Annotated in this window: 18 protein-coding genes; 11 read left to right on the top strand and 7 right to left on the bottom strand. The window is 47.3% G+C overall.

Annotated elements, in window-relative coordinates; all coding sequences use genetic code 11:
- Window positions 1-15 precede the first annotated feature (15 nt).
- The 7 genes from V7Q13_RS08940 to V7Q13_RS08910 form a co-directional block, all read right to left on the bottom strand.
- Window positions 16-540, bottom strand: coding sequence for a hypothetical protein (locus tag V7Q13_RS08940; protein WP_333800336.1), 525 nt, complete (start codon window positions 538-540; stop codon window positions 16-18).
- Window positions 541-600: 60 nt separating this feature from the next.
- A complete protein-coding gene (locus V7Q13_RS08935; protein ID WP_333800335.1) occupies window positions 601-1257 on the bottom strand; it encodes a hypothetical protein in 657 nt (218 codons plus the stop codon).
- A 57-nt stretch (window positions 1258-1314) separates the two neighbouring features.
- Window positions 1315-1716 carry an HNH endonuclease gene (locus V7Q13_RS08930; protein WP_333800334.1) on the bottom strand — a complete coding sequence of 134 codons (402 nt, stop codon included), beginning with the start codon at window positions 1714-1716 and terminating at the stop codon, window positions 1315-1317.
- A gap of 90 nt (window positions 1717-1806) precedes the next feature.
- Window positions 1807-2703 carry a GYF domain-containing protein gene (locus tag V7Q13_RS08925; RefSeq protein WP_333800333.1) on the bottom strand — a complete coding sequence of 299 codons (897 nt, stop codon included), beginning with the start codon at window positions 2701-2703 and terminating at the stop codon, window positions 1807-1809.
- Window positions 2704-2757: 54 nt separating this feature from the next.
- Window positions 2758-5178: a zinc metalloprotease gene (locus tag V7Q13_RS08920; RefSeq protein WP_333800332.1), complete on the bottom strand. Its 2421-nt coding sequence runs from the start codon at window positions 5176-5178 to the stop codon at window positions 2758-2760.
- 37 nt (window positions 5179-5215) lie between these two features.
- Window positions 5216-8212: a type ISP restriction/modification enzyme gene (locus tag V7Q13_RS08915; RefSeq protein WP_333800331.1), complete on the bottom strand. Its 2997-nt coding sequence runs from the start codon at window positions 8210-8212 to the stop codon at window positions 5216-5218.
- 212 nt (window positions 8213-8424) lie between these two features.
- On the bottom strand, window positions 8425-9444 hold the full coding sequence (locus V7Q13_RS08910; protein ID WP_333800330.1) for an alpha/beta hydrolase: 1020 nt from the start codon (window positions 9442-9444) through the stop codon (window positions 8425-8427).
- 328 nt (window positions 9445-9772) lie between these two features.
- On the opposite strand from V7Q13_RS08910, the gene V7Q13_RS08905 reads away from it, so the two are divergent.
- From V7Q13_RS08905 to V7Q13_RS08855, 11 genes are all read left to right on the top strand, one after another.
- Window positions 9773-10528 (top strand): LytR/AlgR family response regulator transcription factor, encoded by a 756-nt coding sequence (locus tag V7Q13_RS08905; protein WP_333800329.1) that lies wholly within the window; start codon window positions 9773-9775, stop codon window positions 10526-10528.
- 9 nt (window positions 10529-10537) lie between these two features.
- Window positions 10538-12430, top strand: coding sequence for a tetratricopeptide repeat-containing sensor histidine kinase (locus V7Q13_RS08900; protein WP_333800328.1), 1893 nt, complete (start codon window positions 10538-10540; stop codon window positions 12428-12430).
- Window positions 12431-12595: 165 nt separating this feature from the next.
- The gene (locus V7Q13_RS08895) at window positions 12596-13045 is read left to right on the top strand and encodes a cold-shock protein (RefSeq protein WP_157475885.1); all 450 of its coding nucleotides are present in this window, start codon (window positions 12596-12598) and stop codon (window positions 13043-13045) included.
- A gap of 222 nt (window positions 13046-13267) precedes the next feature.
- Complete coding sequence (gene typA, locus V7Q13_RS08890; protein ID WP_333800327.1) at window positions 13268-15076, top strand: translational GTPase TypA; 1809 nt, start codon at window positions 13268-13270, stop codon at window positions 15074-15076.
- Between the two features lie 182 nt (window positions 15077-15258).
- Window positions 15259-15636 carry a hypothetical protein gene (locus V7Q13_RS08885; protein WP_333800326.1) on the top strand — a complete coding sequence of 126 codons (378 nt, stop codon included), beginning with the start codon at window positions 15259-15261 and terminating at the stop codon, window positions 15634-15636.
- Between the two features lie 14 nt (window positions 15637-15650).
- Complete coding sequence (locus V7Q13_RS08880; RefSeq protein WP_333800325.1) at window positions 15651-16151, top strand: hypothetical protein; 501 nt, start codon at window positions 15651-15653, stop codon at window positions 16149-16151.
- Window positions 16127-16279: a hypothetical protein gene (locus V7Q13_RS08875; RefSeq protein ID WP_333800324.1), complete on the top strand. Its 153-nt coding sequence runs from the start codon at window positions 16127-16129 to the stop codon at window positions 16277-16279. The genes V7Q13_RS08880 and V7Q13_RS08875 overlap by 25 nt, the downstream gene beginning before the upstream one ends.
- A gap of 86 nt (window positions 16280-16365) precedes the next feature.
- Entirely contained in the window at window positions 16366-16947 is a 582-nt protein-coding gene (locus V7Q13_RS08870; protein WP_333800323.1) for an RNA polymerase sigma-70 factor, read from the top strand.
- Between the two features lie 53 nt (window positions 16948-17000).
- Window positions 17001-18137: a FecR family protein gene (locus V7Q13_RS08865; RefSeq protein WP_333800322.1), complete on the top strand. Its 1137-nt coding sequence runs from the start codon at window positions 17001-17003 to the stop codon at window positions 18135-18137.
- A 222-nt stretch (window positions 18138-18359) separates the two neighbouring features.
- The gene (locus V7Q13_RS08860; RefSeq protein WP_333800321.1) at window positions 18360-21602 is read left to right on the top strand and encodes a TonB-dependent receptor; all 3243 of its coding nucleotides are present in this window, start codon (window positions 18360-18362) and stop codon (window positions 21600-21602) included.
- 24 nt (window positions 21603-21626) lie between these two features.
- A complete protein-coding gene (locus V7Q13_RS08855; RefSeq protein ID WP_333800320.1) occupies window positions 21627-23153 on the top strand; it encodes a RagB/SusD family nutrient uptake outer membrane protein in 1527 nt (508 codons plus the stop codon).
- Window positions 23154-23163 lie beyond the last annotated feature (10 nt).

Genomic DNA, 23163 nt, shown 5'->3' with positions numbered 1-23163 from the left:
ATTCAAATACATTCGTTATTCAAAACTCAAATCAGCTTCAAAGCGTTGCATGTTGGGGGTGCAATATGCTTTGCAGCGAAGTACATCCTCTACAAACTCCGAAAGTGGCCCGGACATGTAGCCAACGTACATGCCTTCGGCTTGCTGCTGGTTGCTAAAAAAAGCGTGATAATATCTGGCATCCACGCTGGGGTAGCCGGTGGTTGCATCATCTTCCGATTCGGCAACAATATATATGTGCTGCTGCTCGAAACTTACATACCACCACCTGTTGTAAATGCCCGGCGGTATTTCGGCACCATTCCAAACATCTTCGTGGTAAAGGCGCAATTCAATTTGCCAATTACAATTTGGCGCTACGGCCGGCGGCGTAGCATTGGCCAACCATTGTTGTAGGGCTGCTGCTGCATGTTTCAGCTTGGTATCATACGGATGCATGTCAACAATCAACGATACAAAAGCACTCAGCGGCTGCAGCCATGCATGTAGCTGCGGGTAGGTAAAAAGTTGGGGTTGTGTTTCGTTGTTAAGTTTGCTCATTGCAGAATGATTGCTGATGGATTAGCATATTAGCGACAGCTATACAAAATCATATTCTTCTTACTGTGAATGAGACAATAAACGTACATCTTCTATCATCATGAATTGGTGAAAAGCATAATCATATTCCGAAAGATTGTCGGGAACAGTGCCCGAGATGGTGGTTCTTGTGGCTATATCCCATATGACTAAGTTTTCAGCTTTTCCTCTTTCAACCAGGGTTTCCACGGTATCCTTATAATCCCAATCAAAAATTTGGTTCATGAGCTTATCGCCCATGTACAGTACATTGTTATGGCCGAGCAATTTAGCCGCTGCCAGTGTTGCGTTTCTGTATGTACCAAAAAAATCCTTTTCACCAGTATCAAATACAACATCTGTAGCAAAAGATGTCCATTCGTAAGACTGTTCGAGATACAGTTGTACCAGCTTGGGGAAAATGGTAATGGTAAGATCAGATTCTTGTTCGCTCTGGTAGTATCGCAAATCAAAAGATTGATTGTGCAACCATGTAATGTCAGGATCATCTACCCAATCTCCACTGTTGTCCGACAACAGACTCACACACCATTGTTTGGTTGGAAAAAACTCCTTATGCTCCCTTTTCCGCTGAAAAATATTGATGGATAAACGGTCTGCCACCTGTGCAAGAATGGAAGCACCACCTTGCTCAACATCAATTGTATGATTGGATAATGCGCAAATATTGGTACCCATGTGTTGGTGCTTTTTTTTCTTATCGATTGGTATCCTTACCTACCAAAACGGTAGCGATTATTTTTTGCGCTGCTCCTGTTTCATAAAGCTTTCAGCAAGTGCAATGCCAACCATTGTTTCTTTTTCAATTTGTGTTTTGGCATAAACACCTAGCTTCATTACCCACTGTATTTCTTCGGGTAAATAGTGCCAGCGATAATTGTTGCAGGTTGCACAAGCAGGCAAGTAATTGTCAACCGAATGTTTGCCACCGGCTACATGTGGTACTACGTGGTCTGCATGAAAATTATCTGCCGTAAGCTTGCCGCCACATACATGACAACGCTTGCTGGTTTTTTGCAGCACCGCCAATCGTTGCGCTGGTGTTAGCCTGCCTGTTCTGGCATGTTGCTGCTTTCCTGCTTTTCTTTTTTGGTGTAAGTAGGCCAGTCTTCGGCTGAGTTGCTTGGCGGATTGCATGAGGCGGATTTTACCAATAGAAATGGTTGAACAACCATTATGTGTGTGGGGCGGAAGGATTCCTTTGACCAACATGCGAACAAAAATTGCTTATTGACATTTCCATGGATCAAATACAACATCACCTGTACCACCAACAACTGAATCTACCACTCCATAGGGAGAGGATGAAACATCGTAGCAAAAACTGAATTTTCGGGCAGTGATTTTTACAATGTCAATCGTAAGTCTAACCCCTCTTGTACTGTTTGGCGCCGATACAATATCACTCGATTTAGGGGCTATATCTGCAACGGTTATTGCTTCTGTTTTGTAAAGACCTCCCCCTTCTTTCCAGTAGGAAACCTCTAGTACTAATAAATCGATTGGATACTCAGATTTATTACTCACTTTAAGTAATATATTTTCAAAACCACCAAATGAAACCGGTGTGTAGGACTCGATTTCTGCTTGCAAAAAACTTGTCCAATTATTCCGTAAGTACATTTGACGTTCCGAAATTTCTCGAATCCTTTTCTGTTGATCTGCTTGCTTTTTTGCTAATGTGCTATCATTTATTTGCATCTGTTGTTGAGTGGACTGAAGTGAATTTGCTAAGGATTCATTTTCTTTTTGAACCTTTTCTTTTTCTTGTCGAAGTTGAAGAGTAAACACAACAAGAGCAATTATAGCTACAACTGAAATGGCAATTAATAAAGGTTTTTTATATGGTCCTTTTCTTTTTGCAATTACAGCCGACTCTTTATCGGTTTGGAAAAATGGGGGCGGAGCAATCGGTAACGGCTGATTTGAATTTGATTGATACGAAAAGGGAGGTGGTTGTAATTGAACAACAATTGATGCAAGCTCAGGCAAATGTTTTGCCTGCATCCATTCTTGTAAACCCTCCCGCCAAATCATGGTTTCTGAATTTATTTTGCCGGAAAGTTGGTCAATATTGAATGGTCCTTCTTGGCGACTGCCATCATGGATAAAATATTGATGCATAAAAGGTTTTTATTGTTTTAGGAAAAAGAGGATTAAAGAAAATAAGCAATCAACTTATTGGCTGGTAACGTTCAAACGGCCACCTGTTGCAACATTTACTGAAGCCCCGGTTTCCGCTTTAATACTTCTACATATGCCTGTTACTCCATTTGCTATAATGGGTGAAAAGGGCGTTCCTGCCTTTATAATGATATCATCGGTATTGGTGGGTAATCTACCAGCCGACCAGTTGTTTACATTATTCCAGTCACTATTAAATTCACCAGTCCACAAAAATTGATATGGTGTTCTTGTTATTTGTACATCAAGTAAGTATGTGCCAGTCATGCCTTCGAAAAACCCACCGACCTTAAAGTAGAGCGTACTGCCACCACTCACCACCAAGTTTTTGGGCATGGTATCATCGTAATTGCCAAACCAGTTAGTGCCAGCATTCTTTGAATAACTAAATAATACATCTGCTGAATATACATTGCCATTTGAGGCGTTGTATGAATCGTGAGCCCTTGCCCGAATGCTGTAATTGTAGCCTGCCGGCAAATTAATTTTATAAAAATCAGAATCCGTAGCTACATGTAGATTGGCACCTGTGGTGAGTACAGCTGCATTGTTGCTACTAAAAGCAAGTGGCAAACTATAGGCTTGTGCTACACCATTATTAGCTTCATATATGTCTGGGTTCGGCCCTTGTATAGTCACCTTTATGGGATTGGGATAATAGCTTGCCCCTGCAATTATCCAACTACCATTAGTTTTTTTTGTTTGAACTACCAACAAATAGGAGCCAGGCTTAGACACGATTGCATTCGTAGTAAAATTTAGGTAGGGTGAACTATAATGATAACCAGACCCGAGGCCTGTAGATTCTGAAATGGTTCCGATTGTTTCGGCAAACAAGCCATCTAATTGGTACAAATTCACCTGATACTGACCAACAAAAGTTGTGGCACCTGTATTAGCAATGTCAAGATTAACGGTTGCGGTTTGTCCTTGTTTTAATACTCCTCCGTTGGTGATGGTTATGGGTGAATACAACTCCATGTCTGCTTCATTTACCACCGAAAGCGGCACCAGGTTTTTAAAGTTTACATTATCACTTACGAGTGTCCAGGTGCCTCCTGGGGGCCTAGAAAAAATGCCTATGAAGTAATTGCCCGGCACCATTTCTAAAATACCAGGGTTGGTAAATTGAAGATTGCTACTGTAGGCATAGCCCGCAGCCAAGGCGTTGTTCGATTTTATTTCTACAAAATCTACAAACTGATATGTATTATCAAATACGGCAGCGCAATAGTCGCCGCTAAATGCCCCTGTGCCAAAGTTTGCAATATTGGTAGAAACAGAAAAAGCACTGCCGTAGTTGATAGAAGTAGCCGATGGCGTTACATAGTCGTACAGTTTTAAATTAAATGCCGGGGTACTGTTTGCTGCATCACAGGCATTGGAGAATGGCAGGGTAGAACGATAAGTACCATTTTGCATGGCCGTTTGCATTCGGGTCATTTGATCCCGGGTGAACATATTTTTACAATCATCGCTTGTGTAATCCATGTAATTCATGAACATTTCTCCAGTAGTATTGCCCTGACAAAAACCAAGATTATGAGGATGAGTGGGGCAACCAAAATTCTTATCATAAGCTGGAGGTGTATCACCACAATAATCGGTTTTGCAGGTGCCGTCACCCCAAATGTGCCGTAGCCCAAGCCAATGTCCAACTTCATGAGTTGCAACTCTACCTTTATTATAAGGGGGAATTGCAGTTCCAATGTTGCCAAATGCATTTTGATTCATTACTACTCCAGAGGTTGTAGCTGTTTCGCCAGTAAACATTCCAGATAGATTACTTCCAGCTGGAAAAGTTGCGTAGCCCAGCAAGCCTTCTGCATCCATGTCTACAACCCATATATTCATATATTTTTTGGGGTCCCAAATTGTATTTGGTTTTACTGTATTCTCCATGAATGATTTAAAACTGGCTATTGTATAAAATGAATTCGGATTCTGCCAGCCCCTTGCCTGCCAGTTTATTCTATCCACCCCAACTTCACTTAATGTGGCTCCACTCGGATTTACCTTGGCCAAACAAAATGAAATGCCCGTGTTGCCTGCTTTTGCTGCTGCAAACACAGCTGGCACATTACCTATGTCTGCATTCGTACCCGAAAAATCTGCATTCAGAATATTGATTTGTGATTGTACCTGCGCCAACGAAATGTTTTCATTGCTACCAACCGCATCTCCGTTATGGAGTATATGCACTACTAAAGGAATATTGTAGTTGGCCATTTGGGTGATACCACTTGCTTTATTCTTTGTGTATTCCACCACTTTTTGGCTAAACCAATCTTCCCACGCAGCTTCTGGCACTTCGGTAGCACAGATCCTTTTGGGTGTTGTGCCCTGACCATGAACTTGCATTGAACAAAAAAGCAGTGTGATAATGTAAACAAAGAGTTGTAGTGTTTTTTTCATAAGTGTGTTTCTAAAAATGTTTGAATTTTTAATCCCCTCACTCCTCCGGCATCTCACCCACCACCTTCATCGTTTCCACACTTACCCGGCACACCCGGTCGAGTAGGTCTATCACTTGTGTTTTGTAATCGGCAAACTTGTAGGTGTTGAAATGTTCGGCAATGGTGGGGTCGCTGGGTTTCTTTTCTTTGTATTGGTCGAGTATCCATTCGAGGGCACTGCGGTTGCCGAGTTTGTAGGCCCAGGCGCTGGGTGGTATGCCGTGTAGCTCGGTGTTGTCGTCCAGCAGAATGATGCCCCTGTCTTTATCGGCTTTCAACTTGGCTTTGGGCTCAGCCTTCGCCTCCATCTCTTTTCTGATTAGGCCCCAAGGTGCTACGGTTTCATAATGCAAATGCAACTCCATGAGCTGCTGGCCCCAGGCGGCCCATTGAAAAAAGTTGTTGTACAACGGTATGCGGGGAAACTCCCGTTTCAAATTCAGCGCATACTTGCTGCGGTACGCCGGATGGTGCAACACCGCATAGACGTAATGAAAAATGTCCTCCTTCTGAATGGCTGATGTACGATGTACGATGTCTGATTGGTAATGCGTGGTAAATAAATCGAGGGCCCAATCGGTGATGTTGTCGAGTCTTTTGTTTTGGGGGAAATGAAATAATGGGACGACTTTAGTGTCTCCAGTGAAATGCCAATCGGAAAAGGTTTCTGATGCAAGAAATCTTAAATCCAACCCATTGACATTAAAACAAATCGACTTGTTTTCAGCTGAGAAATAATCTTTATTGCCGCTAATTACATCTTGAAGAATTGGATGAATTGCAGCATGAACTTTCACAAATGGGCGATAATTAACTTGACTAAAAGTGATATCGGAAAAATCAATTTGCATTCTTCTCTTTGCTTTTAGCTTCAGATCACGACTCCATTTTATTGATTGATCCAGTTTTTGTGCGTCAGTTTCGCCACATGACAAATTGAATCTCTCTGCGAAAAGTTTCACTTTATCCTTCAATTGCAATTCATCAAAGTCATATACCCATTCATCACGTGCCGTATTTATTCCATTTGAAAATTCAACGCAAATACAATTTGTTTCCTTCTTATCAATGAAAGGAATCAATTCTTCCCAATCATTGTCAGTTTGTCCTAACCAATTATTATTCTTGTCCGGCACCACATGTGCAAACTCAATTTTCTCTATCGGGTGTTCGGCTATCCATTGCAGTTTTTCTTCTTTGCGCATCTCATCTTCCAGGGCAGCGTATTCTATGCGGCAGTCGTGGGGCTTTAGCTTGCCGGCACTGGTTTTTACCAAAAACAAAATAGCTACACCAGCTTGTATGCCAAATACATTGTGCGTGGTGCCAGCTATTTTGGGGTTGGCCCGTACATCGCTTTTGGTATCGAGTATGTAGGCGTAGTCAAATTCGGTTTGCACTATTTTCCGAAAGCCATCAAAAGTGCGGCTGTCTATAAAGCTGCGGTTGGTAATAAACGCAATCACGCCATTGTCGTTCAGCCGGTCCATGGCCCAGCGGTAAAAGCGGCTGTACATATCGTACAGTTTTGTTTTTTGCGCCGTGCTTTGTTTGATGAATGTGTCTTTTATGCGTTTGTCTATTTCGGTATAGTTGCGGTTTTTGTTGTTGTCGTTTTCGTTTTGCTGGTTGGCATTGTACGGTGGGTTGCCAATGATGACGCTGATTTTGCGTTGGTTTTGTTTTTTAATACGGGCGGCGTTTTCGGCACTTACGCCAAAGAGGTCGCCCTGTTTGCCTATCCAGTTAAAGCCGGTATTGTCTAGCGTATCTACCAGGCAAAGGTTTTCGTACTCGGCGTATTCGCCCGTTTTTTGCTTGTAGGTGTATTCAATGTTGAGGTTGGCTATGTAGTAGGGCAGTATGGCCAGTTCGTTGGCGTGTATTTCGTGCAGGTATTTATGCTGCAGTTTGTTTTTGGGCAGGTAGTCTATAATGTCGCAAATAAAAGTGCCGGTGCCGGTGGCGGGGTCCAGTATGTCTACGTTTTTATCGGCCAGTGTTTTGCCAAAGTGTTTGTGCAGCAGCCAGTCGGTGCTTTTAATCATAAACTGCACTATCTCGTTGGGTGTGTACACTATGCCCAGTCGGTCGGCCGCTTTGGGGTTGTAGGCTTTGTAAAAGTTTTCGTACACCACTTTCAAAAACTTTTGTTTCTCGTGGTGGTCGGCTATGCCAGCGGCGGCAGCATTGATGGTTTGGTAGTAGTGCTGAATGCCGCTGAGTGTATTGCGGCGGGTGGCACCGGTAAAAAAAGTTTCTACCACCTGGTTGAGCTGGCGGGCTATGTTGTTGTCCTGATGAAAATGTGGTTCATCAAAAATGGTATTGAAGATATCGGCACTGAGGATGTGCTGAATCATCATTTCCCGGATGTCTTCGGTACTAATGTCGGGGTTGATGCTGCTTTGGCAGCTTTCGTGAAAGAGTTTGAATTCGCGGTGGTAGGCTTCGTTGCTGCCAGCATCTTGTTCGGCTATCAGCTGGCGCAGGGTGTCGGTTACCTTGGGTATGTCTTGTTTAAACAGGTCGATGGCCTTGCGGAAGTCGCTGATTTCTTTGCGTTGGTAGGCAATAAAGCGGTCGAGTATTTTATCGAGCTTGTCTTCGTCTTGCATGGGCACCCGCATTACTTCGTGTCCATCTTGTATGAGCACGGCCGTTTGCGAGTCTTCAAATAAAATGTTGTCGTTGGGATAGCCCTTGTCAAATTTCTTGCGGATTTCTTCGTCTATGTTATCGGCTTCGTCTTTGCTTTCCCAATAGCCATGGTCGAGGCGCAGGGCATCTTTCATGGTGCCATCGGGCGTTACATTTTTGCCATTGCGGTTTTTAATGGTGAGTTCGGGCACCAGTACGAGGTTGACTGTGCTGGCGTATTGGTTCAGCAGGTTGTAAAAAGCATTGCGGATGGCGGTTTCTTTTTTGCTGCCGCCGTAGGTAATGATTTTCTCTAGTTCGCGGTGGTAATTGCGGATGGCGTAAATAGACATGCGTGGTGATGTATAAGATGGGGCAAATTAAGGAATGCCCGCCGTACATAGCCACGGAGTTTGTTGTTGCAGCTGTTATCACCCGCAACTAATTATTTCAACGCAAAGGCGCCAAGCCGCGAAGGATTTTTTACCGCTGGGAAAGGAGCAGCGGAGAAGAAAGCACTGTTTTGCCTTGTGAATAAGTATCCCTATCCACCAAACAATTCGTGTCATTCGTGACCATTCGCATCAATCTGTGCTAGTGTTATCCCCATCACTTCCTGCAAAAAGCGTTTCACTTCGCGTTGTACAGCAGCTACATCTTTGCTTTTGATGGGAGAGCCCTGCACATGGTCTCCTGTTGTAGCTAATTCAACCAATTGTTTTTTATCAGCAGCAGTGCCCAGCGAAGTATGCATCTCCCGCATGGCACTCACTTTTACCACGGGGTCTTGTTCTTGTTCGTTTTTGTAATAGGCGAGAGTGAGTACGGGTTGCTTCACTTTCGCAAATGTTTCGGGCACCATGGCAGTTTCTAAATATTCCTGCAAGGCCACCAAACTTTCTATGCGGTACTCGTAGTTCCAGTACTGCTTGTAAATAGGCCGGTTGTCTGTCACGGTACGTGTATTGCTGCCAATGACCAGCTCGGCTATTTGCTGGCCCCAGTGGTTGTTGAGCAGCCATGCATTGGCATCGTTAATGCGGATATTGGGCGATATCAAAATAAGCCCTGCAATTTCCGGATACGTGGCAGCCAGTTGCAATGCCACCGAGCCGCCGGTGCTGGTACCCATTAGAATAACTTTTTTACCCAACTGCTTGCCAATGGCATACGCCATTTGTGCCGATTGCCACAGGCCTTCGGGGCTGTAGTGCAGTAGCGGTGCGGCGGTATCTACTCCATGCTGGTCGAGGCGGGCCAGGTACAGGTTGGCTCCCAGTGCTTTGGCGATGTCGCGGTGCGTAGGGTTGCCTTCTTCCTGGCTGGCACTAAACCCGTGCAGGTACACCAGTGCATACTCGGTTGGTTGCTGCAGGCTATCGTTGTACCAAACAATGCGGGCTTCATTGTTGGGTTTTAGTTTGTGTTGTGCTTCTGTTTGCTGCACAAATGCAGGCAGTGCAGCAGCAGTGGGTACATTGGGCAAAGCAGTGTTGTACACCGGTTGTTTGGGCGAAGGCCCGGCTACATACAATACCATTACTACAGACAGCACAACCAGGGTGCGGGTAATCCAGCTACGCATAGCACAGATAATTTTTTACGAATGATGAAACAAACAGGTTGAGGCGGGAAGATAATATGCAAAGCCTACACCAGCCGGCACAAAAAAGCTGCTACAAGAATGCAGCAGCCTTAAAATAGCCCATGGGGCCAGAGTGGGGGGAAGATCGTTTAAGGGTTTTTCAGATGCTTCAGCGTGTTGGTGAGTGGAAACAGTTGATGGGTGATGTTTGGACTTCGAAAATAGCCGCCAGCATGTATTTTTGGAAGCGCCATTCTATTAAACCAGTAAATGGATATGTAAATGACGGTGTATAATATGCCGACATTGTTCATTAAAACCGTGAAGCATGAGCCAGAAGCCAATGACCATAGTGATAGCCGACGACGATCCTGTATTTCGGGAGTATTTGCGGTTGATACTTTCGCCCATGACGGATGTGCATATTGCCGCCGTGTTTGAAGATGCTTTTGAAACCCTGAAATATTTGCAAACAAATGCGGTAGACCTGGCACTGCTCGATGTAGAAATGCCGGGCCTTACCGGGCTTGAGCTGGCCCGCAGCCTGCAGGTAAAACCCATGTTCATGTTCATTACATCGCACCCCGGTTATGCACTTGAAGGGTTTGATGTAGAAGCCATTGATTACATTTTAAAACCCATTCAAAAAGAACGGGTGTACAAGGCCATTCAAAAAGCACAACAGCTCATGCAACTGAAGCAGGCCGCCGCCGCACCCCTGCCCGCACCTGCCGGTACCGACGATGGAGCTTTCATTTTTGTAAAAGAAAAAAATGATTACATCAAACTGGAGCTGGCCCATATTGTGTATGTAGAAGCCCTCAGCGATTTTGTACAAATACATCTACAAAACGGCCATAAGCATTTGGTATTAGTTAATTTGAAAAACCTCGAACCACAACTGAAAGCTGATTATTTTTTGCGCATCTCCCGTACGCACCTCATCAACATTAAAAAAGTAACAGCCCTGCGCAATCATCAGGTAGAACTGGAGGGCATGAGTTTGTCCATCGGTAAGTCGTATCTCGATGCGGTGGAAGCCAGCTTGCTGAAGGACAGAACGATTAGGCGGTTTGCTGATTAACTTCACCGCATGAAATCAATCATTGGCAGCTTATTCCTGTGTATGCTACTGTGCTGGCAGCAACCGTTGGCGGCACAGGCCATTCAAACCATCGATAGCCTGGCGGCCGTGTTGGAAAAGCATCCCGATGCCGACAGTATTCGCCAGCAAGCCCTGCAAGATTTGGGGGCAGTGTATCAGGATGTAGACAATAAACGAGCGGCGCAGTATTACCTGCAAGCTGCAGAGCTGGCGCAGCAATTAGGCTTGGCCCTGCCCGAATGGCGGGCTTGGTATAACCTGGGCTACAGCCACTTTTCATCGGGTAATTACAAAGAGGCTATTGAGTATTACCTTAAAGCCATTCGCATAGCCGAAAAAGAACAATACAAAAGCCGGCTGGCCAACTCATACATGTCGCTGGGCAATGTGTTTATGGAAATGGGCGACTTCAAAAAGGCCAAATCCTACCACGACCAATCCGCAGCAGTTTACATCCGCAACAACGACACACTGGGCCTTGCCAGTTATTACAACGAAATAGGCCTCGGCTTTAGCCGTACCAAACAGTTCGACTCTGCCGCTTTTTATTTCAACAAAGGCCTGTTGCTGGCCCGCCAAATAAATGATGGGTTGATGCAGGCCGACCTGCTGAGCAATCTGGGCCTCAATTACAAAAAACAACAACGCTACCCCGAAGCGCTGGCCCTGCTGAAAGAAGCCTGGTGGCTGGGCCCGCAGCACTACAACACGCCGGATTACAAAGCCGCCCTGCTCAACAATTTGGGTGCCGGCTATATGGTCAACCGCATGTACGATTCGGCCAAAGCCGCCTACTTTGCCAGCATAGCTTACAGCAAGGAGTCGGGTAGTAAAGCTTCGGAAATGGAGAACTACCGCAACCTCGGCGAACTCTTTAGCATGATGAACCAGCCCGATAGCCAGCTGGCCTACATGCAACAATATTATGCCCTCAAAGACAGCCTGCTCAATGCCGACATCAAAACGGCCATTACTCAAAAAGAAGCCGACTATCGGATAGATAAAAAGCAAGCCGAAATAGATACCGAGAAACGCAACCGAAACTGGTTGCTGGCCCTGGTAGCCCTGAGCCTGCTGGCTGGTGGTGCTGTATATGTGGCCTGGCGGCAAACAAACCGTAGCAACAAGCAACTGCTCGAACTCAACGAACGCATTTCGGCACAAAAAAACCAACTCGAAAAACTAAATGCCCTCAAAGACCGGTTGATGAGCATCATCAGCCACGACCTGCGCAATCCGCTGGCCACCATTCAAACCTTTTTCGACATGAGCACCAGCGGCGACCTGAGTGCCGAGCAGCTAAAGCCTTTGCAACAGCACACCAGCAATGTGGTACAAAACACCAGCCACATGCTCGACAACCTGCTGCTGTGGGCCAACCTGCAGGTGCGGCAGGAGCAGCCGGTGCTCAAGCCCATTGCCATCAACCACCTGCCGGCCGAAGTAGCCGCTCAGGTGCAGCCCCAGGCCGATAAAAAAGACATTCAGATTGAAGTACACGTGCCTGCCCAAACCATACAGGTATTGGCACAGGAAGAAATGCTGCGCATTGTGCTGCGCAACCTACTCACCAATGCAGTCAAATTTTCCCGCCCCAATTCTGCCATACAGCTGCTGCTGAAAGAAGAAAATGGAGCCGCAGTGCTGTCGGTAAAAGACAATGGCGTAGGCATGACGCCCGACCAATTGAATGCCCTGATTCAGCAGACCAACAATAGCACCACGGCAGGTACCGGCAACGAAAAGGGGAGCGGCCTCGGCGTATTTCTGGTGCACGAACTGCTCAAGCCCATGCAGGGTCGCCTCGAAATAGAAAGTGCTCAACATGAAGGGTCTGTTTTCAGCGTACGCATACCGCTGTTGCAAACGGCTGAAGGGTAAGCTGCAGCAGGCCTGTTTGTAGAAGCCCGGCCGGCTAAAAACACGGCAGTCTGAACATTAACAGGCACCTCCGCCCGAAAACAACTACCTTCAACGCATTCTGAAGAACCATCACCGGATAAAGAAACCGGTAGTAAATTCTTACAAAACACAGAATGACCGTACATGAGCAGATCACAAGATTCCTGGAACAAAAGAGAAAGAGAGAAAAAGAAGCAGAAAGAAAAGCAAGACAAAGCGGAAAAGAAAGCTGAACGCAAACAGCAGGGTACCCGTGGTATTGATGAAATGATGGCCTACATTGATGAAAATGGCAACATCGTAGACACACCACCCGATCCTACCCGCAAAGTAGAAGTGAAGCTGGAAGACATCGTAATCGGTGTGCCCAAAAAGTCGGAGCTGGATGAGGCAGAAGCCGTTCGTACTGGTATCGTTTCTTTCTTTAATGAAGCCAAGGGTTTTGGATTTATCCGCGATTTACAGTCTGGCGAAAGCATTTTCGTACACATCAATGCCTGCCAGGATCGCATTGGCGAAGGCAATAAAGTACAATTTGACGTAGAAAAAGGTCCCCGTGGTTTGCAGGCCGCACAGGTAAAACTGGCACCCTAAACCATTCATTCATACATCATTGGCAGCAGCCGGAGCTTCTTGCTTCCGGCTGTTTGCTTGATACCAACGGGCAAGGCAACACAATCTTCACAAGCCATTTCGGCCAAATGGCTGTACCTTCGCCGCCATTTTACACCGGGCCCTTCATCGAAGGACAAATCCGGGTCATTTTTTGAACCATAACCAAGCATCCCTGTCAGGGGGACGAGAAAGGTTACTTTTATGCAAATCCGCAACATCGCCATTATTGCCCACGTAGACCATGGCAAAACAACACTGGTAGACAACATCATCCGCAGCTCCAAGGTTTTCCGCGACAATCAGGAAGCCGGTGAACTCATCATGGACAGCAACGATCTTGAAAAAGAACGGGGCATTACCATTTTTTCGAAAAACATGAGTGTAGTGTACAAAGACGTGAAAATCAACGTGATTGACACGCCTGGTCACGCCGACTTTGGTGGCGAAGTAGAGCGGGTACTCAAAATGGCCGACGGTGTTATCCTGCTGGTGGATGCCTTTGAAGGCCCCATGCCACAAACACGTTTTGTACTGCAAAAGGCCCTGCAGCTCAACCTGCACCCCATTGTAGTTATCAATAAAGTAGACAAGCCCAACTGCCGCCCCGACGAAGTACATGATGCGGTGTTTGAACTCTTCTTCAACCTCGACGCTACCGAAGAGCAGCTCAACTTCCCTACCTTCTATGGTAGTGGTAAAAACGGCTGGTTCAACGATAGTCTGACCCCAACCGACAACATATTGCCGCTGATGGATGGCATTCTGAAGCACGTGCCCGAACCAAAAATTCAGGAAGGCACTTTGCAAATGCAGATTACCAGCCTCGATTACAGCAGCTTCCTCGGTCGTATTGCCATTGGCAAAGTAGCCCGTGGTATCATTAAAGAAAACCAACCCTTCAGCCTGGTGCAGGCCGATGGCAGCATTAAAAAACAACGTATTCGTGAGCTCTATGTGTTTGAAGGCATGGGCAAGCGAAAAGTGACCGAAGTATATCCCGGCGACCTTTGCGCTGTGGTAGGTGTAGAAGGTTTCAACATTGGCGATACCATTGCCGATTTTGAAAACCCCGAAGCCCTGCCCATCATTAGCGTGGATGAGCCTACCATGAGCATGCTGTTCAGCATCAACAACTCACCCTTCTTTGGTAAAGACGGCAAGTTTGTAACCAGCCGCCACCTGCGTGACCGCCTGATGAAGGAAACCGAAAAGAACCTGGCCCTGCGGGTAAAAGATACCGATAGTGCCGACTCTTTCCTGGTATACGGTCGTGGTATTCTGCATCTGGGTGTACTCATCGAAACCATGCGCCGCGAAGGCTACGAACTCACCGTAGGCCAGCCGCAGGTATTGGTAAAAGAAATTGATGGCCACAAAAATGAACCTTACGAATCGCTGGTAGTGGATGTGCCCGAAGAGTTTGCTTCTAAAGTAATTGACCTGGTTACCCGTCGCAAAGGCGAACTGCATGTGATGGAAACCAAGGGCGAAATGCAGCACCTCGAATTTGAAATTCCCAGCCGCGGTTTGATAGGCCTGCGTACCAACATGCTGACCGCTACTGCCGGCGAAGCTGTAATGGCGCACCGCTTTCTCGATTACAAGCCTTGGAAAGGACCCATCCCCGGTCGTAACAACGGTGTGATGCTGGCCAAAGAAGCTGGTTCTACCACTGCCTACTCGCTGGATAAACTGCAGGATCGTGGTTTCTTCTTTGTAGACCCCGGTGAAGATGTATACGCCGGTATGATTATTGGCGAAAACAACAAGCCTGGCGATTTGATTGTAAACCCCAATGAAGGCAAAAAGCTCACCAACCACCGTGCCAGCGGTAGCGATGCCGCTACCAGCATTGCCCCCAAAACGCTGCTCACTTTGGAAGAGTGTATGGAATACATTCAGCAGGATGAGTGCATTGAAGTAACACCCAACTTCATAAGGATGCGCAAAGTGATTTTGGATGAACACGAACGCAACCGCATTGCCAAGCAAATGAAGAGCGAAGCATAAGCCCTCATGGCCTTTCTGAATAAAGGCCGTGAGATTGAGAATATACCATACAGTCCCGGTAGTGCAAACTGCCGGGATTTTTTTATTGGCATATACCGTTACCTGCAACAGCCAACCCTCTCTTCAGCTGGTTGTAGTCACCTGCCTATATTTGTTTCAGGCTTTTGACAGCCCGCAATTGCATGGTACACCTTCAAATTGAAATACCCACCTGGACAGAGTTTGAAAACCAGCTTTTATACAGTGCCCGGCACTTAGCTGAATCCGGCACCATCAAATTCACCTACCGATTCAACACCAGCCTCAGGCCAGCCACCTCTTTGTTGCACATCAACGGCAAAACCTGTTTTATGGATTGCGCCGACCAGGTTCAATTCATGGAGGACCCCAACCGTTACCATTGCTATTTCAAACGATCGCTGTTGCCGGAAGATTTCAGGGGAAATGTGCACCCCTTGAATCTCATGGTCAATTTTTCTTACAAGCCTTTTAAGATGCTGGCCAAAATTGGGCCGGAAGGCAGCCTGCACCTCATCAGGAAAAACAAGTGTCGGAAATAGTGCGGATACTGGATGTGACAGCCAAAAAAACCAACCAGTCGCACCACGCTATGGACATTCGCCACTTCCCTACCAGTGTGGCGGACAACGGTGGCAAAATTTTATACCTCGCCCGCCTGTGGGACCCTGCCCGCCACACCAATCCGGAAGAGAAGGAAAGAAGAAGGATTCAATCAGAAACCCGTATTGCCATATGCCGCACCATTCGCCGTCATTTTCCAGGCAGCATAGTAGGCCTCGCCAACGAACCCTACACCCAGGCAATGGCGCCCGACCTGGTACTGGACAATTCTTTCACTTCGAAGCTGGCATTTATGAAGGCCTTGCGCAGTACCGACATTTGTTTGGCCGACGATGGCCTGGGTGATACACCGGGTTGGAAAATTGGGGAATACCTGAAGCATGGCAAAGCCATCATTACCACACCCATCCGCACGGTAGTGCAGGATTTCAACAAGGAAGGAATTACCTGGAACTGGAGAAAAACAGGGTGGAAAATGACCTGCTCGACCTGATCAACCAACTGCTGATCAACAAACGCTATACAGCAATGGGCAACGAAAACCTGGCCTGGAGCCAACGCTATTTATACACCGACAATTACCTCAAAAACCTCTTGCACCTTGCCGGTGAAATGCCATAGACTTATGATACCCAAAAGCAGCCGGTTTCACAATTTGTAGTTTGTATATATTTGGCCTTCGGGAACATTACCAAACCATTTGTTACATGCCCATACCGGAGGATGACAATGACAAAAGCCTTCTGCTGAAGGTTGCAGCTGATGATACTGCAGCCTTTGACCAGCTCTATAAGGCACATTGGCAGCCGATGTACAAACTGGCTTTGTATTTTTTGAAAGATGAGGCCGCCGCCATGGACATCGTACAGGATGTATTTGTATGGATTTGGCAGCAGCGGCAACAAATTAAAGTACACACCTCCGTTCAGGCCTACCTGAAAACCGCAGTCAAGTACAAATTGGCCAATTATATTCGGTCGGGAAAAGTACGGCAAGACCTGCTGGACAACTGGGTGATGGAAACCACCTATACCCACACCGGGCAGGATAGCGCCGAACTGCGGGAATTGAAAGCCATCATACAACAAACTATTGAGGGCCTTCCAGAAAAATGCCGCGAAGTATTTACACTGAGCCGGAACCATGGTCTTACCAACCAGCAAATAGCTGAGAAGTTGGGCATTTCTGTGAAAACAGTGGAAAACCAAATGACCATTGCCCTGCGCCGGCTGAGGGCACATACCAGGGAATACATGGTGCTGTTACTGGTAGCTATTCTCTCCCGATAATTTTTTTTGAATGGCTTAGGGGTTAGGGGGCACTTGAGTGCCTTATATGCGTAATGAGTGAAAACAGCACACCAAGCAGGCTGGAAGAAATAGCCGCCAGGATAGCGGATGGCAGCGCCTCCGATGAGCAGATGCAACGCTATCTCCACTGGATGGAGGCAGCAGAGACCAGTGCCAGCCAGACCGACATTCCCGATCCTTACGAAATTGAATTCCTGCTCCAACAACGTATTTGGCAGGCTGCCGGCATTACCCCGGTTCGCCAGGTTCGTCGACCGGTATTGCACTGGCTGGCCGCAGCTGCCATTTTGCTGGTGATTGTAACTGGCACCTGGTGGTACCTGCAGCCCGGCAAGCCATCCGGAGACCAGTTGACCAATCAATCGCAACCAAAGCATGACCGCATGCCCGGTGGCAACAAAGCCATGCTGCGGCTGGCAGACGGCACCTTGGTGCCGCTCGACAGCAGTGCCAACCTAAGCTTTTTACAGCAAGCCGATGCACGGCTCGATGCCGGCGAGGGTCAGCTATCCTATTCCGGCCATGATGCCACTATTGAAAACCATGAACTGATAACTCCGGCGGGTGGTCAGTTCCAGCTTACCCTACCCGATGGGAGTAATGTATGGCTCAATGCCGCCTCTTCCATCAGCTTTCCCACAGCTTTTGGTGGCCAGGAACGCAGGGTGCGCATAAGCGGAGAAGCTTACTTCGAAGTAGCCCATGATGCCGCCAAACCATTTAAAGTAGATATAGAAGGTAAAGCCACAGTCACCGTATTAGGCACACATTTCAACATCAATGCCTATGCCGACGATAATGCCATTCGCACCACTTTGCTGGAAGGGAAAGTGCAGGTGGAAACCGGAAGCAGCCAGCGACAACTGCTGCCCGGCGACCAGGGCATAGTACGCGGGGCCGAGCCTGTGCAAGTACGCCAGGTGAATACGGAAGGAGTAATGGCATGGATGAACCAGCAGTTCTATTTTGACAATGCCGATATACACCTGCTCATGAAAGAATTGTCGCGGTGGTATGGTGTGCAGGTGGAATACAGGAACCAGAAAACCCTGAATCATTTTAGCGGGTACCTGCCACGCCAGGCCAGGCTGAGTGAGATAATTAAGATATTAAAGCTCAGTGGTATACAACTTGAGCTGGATGAGAAAACACTTATCGTAAATGACTAAAAAAGCCACATTGCCTATGCTGAAAAACAAATGCTGAAAAGCTATGAGGCCAAAAAAAACCGGAAATGCTGCAACACTTCCGGCGATAAAAATGGCCACCGCAAAGACTGTCTGATCCAACCTTTTTTGATGAAACCAAAATCAACCAAAACTATGCAAAACGAAGTTTTTTGCAGTAGGAGAAATGCTATTCCAACCTCTCTGATCAAAAAATTACTGGTAATGAAATTATTCGCTGTATTCATGCTCGCTTTTTGCCTCCAGGCCGGAGCCTTCGGCTATGGGCAAAAAGTAACGCTTACAGCTAAGAATGCCTCCCTGAAAAGTGTATTGACGGAGCTCAAAAAACAAACCGGTTACCTTTTCTTTTATAACGATGCCTGGCTCACTAAGGCAAAGCTGGTATCCATTCAAGCCAAAGACCTTCCGCTTACCGCTGTATTGGAACAGTGTTTCAGCGATCAGCCTTTCAACTATGCTATAGTAGAAAAAACGATCGTCATCTCCGAAAAGCCAGAACAGCCAAAGCAGGAAGAAGTGGCGGACTCTACCATCACCATTACCGGTACGGTATTGTCGGCCACCACGGGTCAGCCGTTGAATGGGGCTACAGTGACCTCCAAAAACGGAGGAAACAGCACTACTACCAATGCAGATGGTCATTTCAAAATCCAGGTGACTGAGGGCGACCAATTGCTGATTTCCTTTGTAGGTCACGAAAATTTCAGCGTAGCCATTGGCAAGAACCACCAGTTGAGTATCAGCCTGCAGGAAAAACCGAATGAGCTGAACGCTACAGTGGTGGTAGGCTACCGCACCGTGAAAAAAGGCGACCTCACGGGAGCCATTACTGCCATTGGCACAAAAGACTTTAACGTGGGCGTAGTTACCTCTCCCACAGAATTGATGCAAGGCCGCCTGGCCGGTGTTTCTACCATGGCAAATGGAGGCGAACCCGGTGCAGGCATTGCAGTAAGGGTGCGTGGCTCCAACTCTGTACGTTCGGGCCAGGATCCACTGTATGTGGTAGACGGTGTGCCACTCGACATTACCGACCTGCAGCCTGAAGGTGGTAGCGTAGGCGGCGTGGGTGGTTCAGCCCGCAAAAACCCGCTCAACTTTCTGAACCCCGATGATATTGAAAGTATCGCCATCCTGAAAGATGCCAGTGCTGCCGCCATTTATGGTTCTCGTGGTTCAAACGGGGTCATCATGATCACCACCAAAAAAGGTAAAAAAGGAAAAGGACAACTGGCCTATTCCGGCTATGTAGGATTCTCCGAACTGCCCAAGCAACTACCCATGCTGAGTGCTGAAGAGTTCCGCACCTTCCGCAAAGCCAATGGTGCCACCACCGGCGATATGGGTGCTAACACCAACTGGCAGGATGAAATTTTCCGTACCGCAGTTTCTCAAAACCATAGCCTGTCTTTTGGCGGCGGCTCAGACAATACAAGCTACCGTGCATCGCTCAGCTATATGAACCAGGAAGGTATCATTCGCAAAACTGGTTTGGATAAAGTAACGGCAAGGGTGAACGTAGCTCATGCAGCATTCAACAACAAACTGAAACTTGAAGCCAACCTCACTACAGCCCGCACCAACGACCAACGAGTACCCATTGGCGAAACGGGTGGCTATGAGGGCGACGTGTTGCTTAGTGCCCTCAAGGTGAACCCTACCTTCCCGGTATACAACACCGACGGTTCTTTCTACCAGTATAGCAAAGATGTGCGCAACCCGGTAGCCATGATTGAGCTTACCAACGATAAAACGCAAACCGACCGCATACTTGGGAATATCAGCGCTACATTAAATCTCTTCAAAGGCTTCAGCTATAAAGTAAATGTGGGTGTAAGCAATTCGAAAGCCACCCGTAAGGTTACTCAAAACAAACAGCTGATTTACCTCACCAACTATGGCACCGCCAATGTGAATGACGTTACCATGAACAGCAGCCTCATTGAAAACTTCATCACCTATGATTTCAATGCAGGTAAGTCCAGCAAATTAAATGTGCTGGCTGGTCACAGTTACCAAAAGTTCAACAATTACGTGCATACGCTGAGTGTAGACGGTTTTACAGTGGAAGGCATTGACTACCTCAATGAACTTTCGTTTGGAAACTACACCCGCGCCATTGTTTCATCAGACATCTCTGAAAACGCACTGCAGTCATTTTTCGGCCGTGTGAACTATGACCTGGCTGATAAATATTTGTTTACTGCTACCCTGCGTGCTGATGGTTCTACCAAGTTTGGTGAAAACAATAAGTATGGTTTCTTTCCCTCTGCTTCATTTGCGTGGAAACTGAGTAAGGAAAAATTCATGGAAAACTTCACGGCCCTCAGCGACCTGAAAGTGCGCCTGAGCTGGGGTATCACCGGTAACCAGGAAATCCCCAACAAGATCTCCCAAGTATTGCTGGGTACAACCGGCGGCGCCATCCTGGATGGTTCTACAGGCAATGTAGTAGCAGGGATTACGCTCAACCGTACACCCAACCCTGATATCCGTTGGGAAAAAACGGAGCAGCTGAACCTGGGTGTGGACTTCAGCTTCCTGCGCAACCGCTTTACCGGTTCTATCGATGTGTTCAACAAAAAAACCACCGACGTGCTCTTGCAGGTGTATAGCATAGCACCCGCTCCTACCACTTCAGTATGGACCAATGTGGACAATATGAGCATCATCAACAAAGGCCTTGAAATGGTGCTGAATGGAACACTTATCAACAACAGGAACTTTACCTGGGATGCCGGTGTAAACTTCACTACCATTCGCAATGAAGTGAAGAACCTGCCTATGAGCCGCATTACCACCGGTAGCCCCAGCGGCCCAGGCATCACTGGTTATTCTTCACAAGTGATCATGAGCGGTGAACCCATCGGCACTTTCTGGGGACGTAAGTTTTTGGGCTTTGATGCCAGCGGCAACAGCCTTTTCGAGAAGGACAAGGATGGCAAAGAATTCGACCAGGTTTTGGGCAATGCCATGCCGAAATTCAACTATGGCTTCAACACGTCACTGCGCTACAAGCAGCTCGACCTGGCTATGTTCTTCAACGGCGTGTATGGCAACAAGGTATACAACAACACCGGCAACATCCTGGACCAGCGCACCCTCATCATGAAGGAATGGAATGCAACCAAGGATGCCATTACGCTTCCTGAAAACCTGAATGGAACGCTCACCTACAGTAGCCGCTTTATTGAGCCTGGTTCATTCTTCCGACTGGGAAGCGCCTCCCTGGGATACCGCTTCAATACAGCTGGCATCAGCTGGATGAAGAGCCTGAAAGCTTATGTATCTGCCAACAACCTGTTTGTAATAACGAAGTACAAAGGATACGACCCCGAAGTAAATGCGGACCATGCTTCAAACGGAGTGCCCAGTATTGGTATCGACTGGACCACTTATCCGAAGGCTCGCACCATTACGGCCGGAGTAAACGTAGAATTCTAATCCTCATAACAACGCAAGTTCACCATGAAGAAAATAGCTTTTTATATAGTTTTCGCTGCCGGCCTTTTGGGCATGGCAGGATGTTCGGTAAAAGAAAAAATTCTTGACGAACAGGATGGAACCCAGGCAGTGCTGGATCCGAAGAACATGGAATCGCTGGTGTCGCCGGCGTATGCTTACCTCCGCGACCTGCAAAACCGCAGTGGTGTATGGGGCACGCTGGAAGGCACCACCGATGAACTGGCATGGCCTGCCCGCGGCAGCGACTGGGTGAGTCCCGATTTGCAGACACTGTATACCCATGAGTATACGCCAACCAATTCTTACATCCGCAACACCTTCAACAGCTTCATGCTGGGCATCACCCGTTGCAATGTGGCACTCATGTACCTCACCAAATTTCCAAGTGATGACAAAGTGAATACCTACATCGCAGAAGTGAAATTCATTCGTGCATTGTGTATGTATCGCCTGGCAGACAACTTCGGTCATTTCCCTTTCCGCGAGGCTGAAGAATATGATTATTCATCGTACCCACAGATCCTCGATCGCCAGCAGGCTGTTACCCGAATCATTGCGGAGCTGAATGAGATCATTCCCCAGTTGAAAACAAAATCACAGCTGCCTTACGGTCGTGTGTCGAAGGCCGCTGCGCAAATGTTGCTGGCCAATGTATACCTCAACCACCAGGTGCTTACCGGCACCGCCAAGTGGACTGAAGCTGTCGCACAATGCGATGCCATCATCAGCAGCGGCGATTACAAACTGGCCGATGATTACTGGGCTATGTTCCAGTACAACAATGGCGCATACCTGCATTCCACAGAATCGATCTTGTCGGTTATTTACGATGAAACCATTGCATTGACGGGTGCCGATTGGGTACGCATCACGCTGCACTACAACCAAAAGTTTGGCAATTTCGCCAGCCTCTTCAATGGCTGTTGTACTTCGCCCGAATTTGTAGACACCTGGGACACTACTGATGTGCGTTTCAAAGACACCCGTAACAAAGCTGCTCTTGGCTTCAACCAGGGATTGCTTATTGGTCAGCAGTATTCACCAGCTGGTGTAGCACTCAAAACAAGAACCGGCGAAGACCTCATCTTCACTAAAGATTTTAGCATCAGCAACTCAAAAGAACAGCAGGGTGTTCGTGTATTGAAGTTTGCGCCAAACCCCCGCACCACCAACACCGGTGCTGCCGGCAACGACTTTCCTTACTATCGTTTGGCCGACACTTACCTCATGAGGGCTGAAGCGAAATTGCGCAATGGCGATAACGCCGGCGCATTGTCCGACATCAATACGCTGCGTACCAAGCGTAATCGCCCTGCACTGGCAGCAGTAGCGCTTTCAGATATTTTGAAAGAGCGTGGCTACGAATTTTACTGGGAAGGCAATCGTCGTACCGATATGATCCGCTTCGGCACCTATACTGCAGCACGCAGCCAAAAAGCGTCGGTAACGCCTGATTACAAAATCCTGTTGCCGATCCCGATCAGCGCCATGGAGGCCAACCCCAATCTCAAACAAAATCCAGGATATTAGCAGTCGTTTT

Source organism: Phnomibacter sp., assembly GCF_036803085.1.
Taxonomy (GTDB): domain Bacteria; phylum Bacteroidota; class Bacteroidia; order Chitinophagales; family Chitinophagaceae; genus Phnomibacter.
The sequence above is the reverse complement of the archived record's forward strand: the minus strand, read 5'-3'. Positions and strand labels throughout refer to the sequence as shown.

What these genes read in the sequence shown, in the direction of transcription:
- V7Q13_RS08940 (WP_333800336.1), bottom strand. Translation starts at nt 540, where the DNA reads ATGAGCAAACTTAACAACGAAACACAACCCCAACTTTTTACCTACCCG.
- V7Q13_RS08935 (WP_333800335.1), bottom strand. Translation starts at nt 1,257, where the DNA reads ATGGGTACCAATATTTGCGCATTATCCAATCATACAATTGATGTTGAG.
- V7Q13_RS08930 (WP_333800334.1), bottom strand. Translation starts at nt 1,716, where the DNA reads ATGCAATCCGCCAAGCAACTCAGCCGAAGACTGGCCTACTTACACCAA.
- V7Q13_RS08925 (WP_333800333.1), bottom strand. Translation starts at nt 2,703, where the DNA reads ATGCATCAATATTTTATCCATGATGGCAGTCGCCAAGAAGGACCATTC.
- V7Q13_RS08920 (WP_333800332.1), bottom strand. Translation starts at nt 5,178, where the DNA reads ATGAAAAAAACACTACAACTCTTTGTTTACATTATCACACTGCTTTTT.
- V7Q13_RS08915 (WP_333800331.1), bottom strand. Translation starts at nt 8,212, where the DNA reads ATGTCTATTTACGCCATCCGCAATTACCACCGCGAACTAGAGAAAATC.
- V7Q13_RS08910 (WP_333800330.1), bottom strand. Translation starts at nt 9,444, where the DNA reads ATGCGTAGCTGGATTACCCGCACCCTGGTTGTGCTGTCTGTAGTAATG.
- V7Q13_RS08905 (WP_333800329.1), top strand. Translation starts at nt 9,773, where the DNA reads ATGAGCCAGAAGCCAATGACCATAGTGATAGCCGACGACGATCCTGTA.
- V7Q13_RS08900 (WP_333800328.1), top strand. Translation starts at nt 10,538, where the DNA reads ATGAAATCAATCATTGGCAGCTTATTCCTGTGTATGCTACTGTGCTGG.
- V7Q13_RS08895 (WP_157475885.1), top strand. Translation starts at nt 12,596, where the DNA reads ATGAGCAGATCACAAGATTCCTGGAACAAAAGAGAAAGAGAGAAAAAG.
- typA (WP_333800327.1), top strand. Translation starts at nt 13,268, where the DNA reads ATGCAAATCCGCAACATCGCCATTATTGCCCACGTAGACCATGGCAAA.
- V7Q13_RS08885 (WP_333800326.1), top strand. Translation starts at nt 15,259, where the DNA reads ATGGTACACCTTCAAATTGAAATACCCACCTGGACAGAGTTTGAAAAC.
- V7Q13_RS08870 (WP_333800323.1), top strand. Translation starts at nt 16,366, where the DNA reads ATGCCCATACCGGAGGATGACAATGACAAAAGCCTTCTGCTGAAGGTT.
- V7Q13_RS08865 (WP_333800322.1), top strand. Translation starts at nt 17,001, where the DNA reads ATGAGTGAAAACAGCACACCAAGCAGGCTGGAAGAAATAGCCGCCAGG.
- V7Q13_RS08860 (WP_333800321.1), top strand. Translation starts at nt 18,360, where the DNA reads ATGAAATTATTCGCTGTATTCATGCTCGCTTTTTGCCTCCAGGCCGGA.
- V7Q13_RS08855 (WP_333800320.1), top strand. Translation starts at nt 21,627, where the DNA reads ATGAAGAAAATAGCTTTTTATATAGTTTTCGCTGCCGGCCTTTTGGGC.